The sequence below is a fragment of the Calditerricola satsumensis genome (genome assembly GCF_014646935.1).
Lineage (GTDB): Bacteria > Bacillota > Bacilli > Calditerricolales > Calditerricolaceae > Calditerricola > Calditerricola satsumensis.
Window position 1 is genome coordinate 1 of sequence record NZ_BMOF01000087.1, and the last position, 3667, is coordinate 3667.

At 55.5% G+C, this 3667-nt stretch carries 2 protein-coding genes; both read left to right on the forward strand.

Annotated elements, in window-relative coordinates:
• The first annotated feature begins 1257 nt into the window (after window positions 1–1257).
• Entirely contained in the window at window positions 1258–1905 is a 648-nt protein-coding gene (locus IEX61_RS12045) for a hypothetical protein (protein WP_054672444.1), read from the forward strand.
• A gap of 211 nt (window positions 1906–2116) precedes the next feature.
• Window positions 2117–3145, forward strand: coding sequence for a helix-turn-helix domain-containing protein (locus IEX61_RS12050; protein WP_054672443.1), 1029 nt, complete (start codon window positions 2117–2119; stop codon window positions 3143–3145).
• Window positions 3146–3667: the final 522 nt, after the last annotated feature.

Below are 3667 nucleotides of genomic sequence, written 5' to 3' on the forward strand. Positions count from 1 at the left end.
CTTCTAAAAGGCCTTTCTGTGCCTTTAACCGGCACGGGGCGTAAATAAGGTGAACGAAAAACCCTTCTTGTGCACTCGAGTGCGCGAGAAGGGTTTTGTTTTTGCGCAAAAGGTGGTGTCTGTCCCTAAAAGTTGATGCTGCGTTGTTCCCGCACTTGCTGCGTGAACACAGCGAGTGGGCTGGACAGCGCGATCCAGGAGCGTATTGGAAGTATATTCCAAAAGAAGGCAAACTCTACGAGGCAGCAGCACGCTACTTCGTAGAGGAACATGGAAAAGCATGCTTGGGAGGTGAGAAAGTGGACACCGGTTAATAGAGTTGGCCTGGCTGCTGTAGGGACAGAGAGACAAGAGAACATGGACGAGTAAGCCCGCTAGACCGACACCAACACCAACTTCGCAGGTCCGCGACGCTCGACGCCACCGAGCGGGCGCGGGCTGCCGCGACGCGACCTCACGGCTCGCCACCGTGGTGAACGTAGTCGCGGCGGGACTCGCCGCGTGCATCGAGAGGTGCTGGCGCGGTGGGGATGGGGGCTGGCCCGATGAGGGCCTTCTACCCACTGACATGGCCGAACATGGGCGACCCGGACAAGGTGCCGCGCGGCATGGCGCGCGGTGCTGGTCGGCAGCAAAGTGGTGATGCCCCAATGGGGCTAATCCATCCTGCGGGGGGATTCGGCGACGGCCCAACGCAGGCCCGGCGGGGGAGCTGGTGAGCAGTAATGTTCGCCGGCGAATAGCTCAACCCGTTAAAGGCCCGCCCACCAATGCGGGCGGCCAAAGCACTCCACACGTGGGAAGCAACCGGGTGAGGCAACAGAAAGCGGGCAGGCCCGAGAGCCTGAGGCGGCGGCGTACCGAAACCCTGCTGATCCGCGAGGACGCAGGGGAGTAAGGGGGAGCTTCCATGTTCTGCCCCGCGCGTCGCCAAAGACGCGCACAAGCCGCTTAGCTTAGAAAGGCGACCGCAGTCTGTTGCCGGAGCTGCCGACTAACGGGGGAAGGGCCGAACGGCGCGCCGAAGTCGGCGCGTGCGAGGTCTGGGAGCTGGCGCAAGTAGATCCCTTCGGGGGGCATTGGGCTGCGCGGGCAGTGGCCCATGCTGGCCGCACGGGAGTGGCGACCCGTGCATACAGGCCGTCGAAAGCGCCATCCGTAGGCGATTGTTGGTGTTGGGGCCAGCCCCGATGAGGGGCTGGCTGGCCTGGCGGCCGTCCCTTTTCATCTTTTTCAAGTTCACCGGGAGGTGACAGGATGGGGACTCGGTATCTGGCGGCAAGCTGGCAAGGACTCGTGCAGTATGTCGTTTATCTCGTTAGTAGGGGTTATTATTTCTACCATATAACGTACTTTCCATTAAAAAAGAAAGATAAATTCGCGGAAATAGACCGTAAATTGATAGGAAAATATAAAGCTGATCTTTCAAAGTTTCAACGTTATAGGCGGAAAGCCAAGGGCTTGGCAAACTTCGTGTATGTACGATGGCATAATATTGCTATTATTCTGCACACTTTGGGCGAGATCGAGGAGGGCATAGTGTACGATGACCAGTTTCACGACATCCGCGAAAGACCGCTCGAAATCAAGGTCAGCGATCTGACGGCGCTGGTGATCCGGATCATCGATGGCCGTGTGACGGTACGTTTGTCGCGGGAAACTTACGAGGGCCTCCGGATCGTGCTGTACGAGACTGCGAAGACAAAGGACAAGCAACTGATGCTGAATGAATTCCGCAAAATCGATGCTTTTCCATCTTGGGCGGGGATATTTGAACAGAAGCAAAATCTTGCCCGTTATCTAGTCAAACAAGCACGCCGGAATGAGGTCAAACTGACTTTGGGGGAGGTGCACATAACGCGCAAACGAACGCCAGTTCAGGTATTTGCAGAGCAAGAAATATGAGCACAACATCGGTGTGAACATCTGGCAAGCCAATAACCATTTTGCTAGCATTAAAAACGAGAAGACGGCCCGCGGTTCGGCAGCCCGGCCGTCTTCCCTCCATAGGGTGAGGTAAACCTCTTCAATTGTGGCGTGTTCATTATAACAGATTTAGACACGCCTGAGAAGAGGGCCCTCACCCTGTACGGAGGTACAAGGGAGGAGGGCTTTTATGTTTGCAGCAAACGCAGCAAAAACCATCGACATCGCAGCCGCTAGAGCACGGAGACAACGACTGATCGCCGAGGCGCGCAATCTCTCGCGGTTTGGCAGCTTGGCTGCTTTCGAAGCGGCCATCAACGCCTTTGTGGCAGCATACGGCGGGTATCTAAAGCCGTCGGAGCAGGCTTATCTGCGCTATCTAGTCCAGAAAGCCCGTCTCGTCCCGGGCGTTATCTGGGCGCGGGTAGAGACGATCGCTAAAGAAACCGGCCTTGGCGTCCGCACCATCTACGCCGTGCAGCGGCGTTTGGAACAGCTCGGCATCATCCAGCGCGTCCAGCGTCGCCGTACTGACGGACACCAAGGCAGCTCGTTTACTGTCGTGCTTCCTTTTCGCAGTCTGCCACGCAGTCTGGATTGCAGTCTGGACGAAGCCGAAAATCCGCGTAAGGACAAGCATTTCGGGCCATTTTTGGGGGGCGAATATATAAGGAGTAAGGATGAAGTAAACAAGAAAGAGATAAAGAACGTTCAAATGACGAGGGACGTTCAAGGTCAAAACGACAGGGACAGAGGAACACGCGATGTGCCTCTGCGGTTCGCTGTAGCCGCTAAACAAGGCCGTTTGCCGGTGAAAAAGCTGTGGAATAGGGTACGGCTGGCGGCACGGCGCATGGGCCTTGATCCGACTACTAATGACGTGATTCAGGTAGCCGTGAAAACGCTGCGGGCCAACTTGCGCAGCCTGCGTGCGGGCAAGGTGTACGGCGATTTTGCAGGCTATTTCTATCGCTCGATGATCCACCAGCTTGCTATCTACCGTCGTCGCACTAATGCCAGCATTTATGACTGGCTTGGGACGTCAAAGGCTGTTGCTGAAGCTGTTGCAGCCGTACAAGAGGTCGCTGCTGCCGTTGCCCATCAGGAACGCATGGAGGCCCTTGATGGCTATGAGGAGCGACAGGAGCGCCGTATTGCTGATGATCCAGAACTCTTGGCGTTGCTGATGGAGTTGGAGGTGCGTAAGAACGCGATGTGACAAATAAAAAGGCGGCGCAATGCGCCGCAGACAGGTTGTGAGGCTATTTCCTTTGTATGTACAATCGCGTATAGTTGCCCTCTGACGTGCTTTTTGTGCCGGGCAAAGGGTTTTGATTACTCACTGTCAAAAAGACGCTCAGAAGCCAAATATGGCCGCCGTTTTTCACCGGGAAACGCGCGAAGCCGCCACTTTCCTGCCTCGATATCGTCGTGTCTTAGAGCACAATCGAGCAAGTTAAGGAATCGGGAAAATCGAGGACGTGTGCAAAGGCAATTCCTCGAGTTGTGCCGGTGTCGGTTTTACATAGTGTAGCCGACCATCTCTGTATGCCTACTCGAAAAAATGTATGAACGGGAGGGAATTACCCTCCCGTTCATACCCAATGAACGGTTGCTTCTGCAACCCGATGCCCCTCCCAAAATGGGGCCCCATCCTAATTGTGAACCCAAACAGTACAGTTCAAACGTGGCAATTTAAGCGTAACCGATCAGGTGTCTTTTGTCAAGTCTGACCAGGCTC

What these genes read in the sequence shown, in the direction of transcription:
- IEX61_RS12045 (WP_054672444.1), top strand. Translation starts at nt 1,258, where the DNA reads ATGGGGACTCGGTATCTGGCGGCAAGCTGGCAAGGACTCGTGCAGTAT.
- IEX61_RS12050 (WP_054672443.1), top strand. Translation starts at nt 2,117, where the DNA reads ATGTTTGCAGCAAACGCAGCAAAAACCATCGACATCGCAGCCGCTAGA.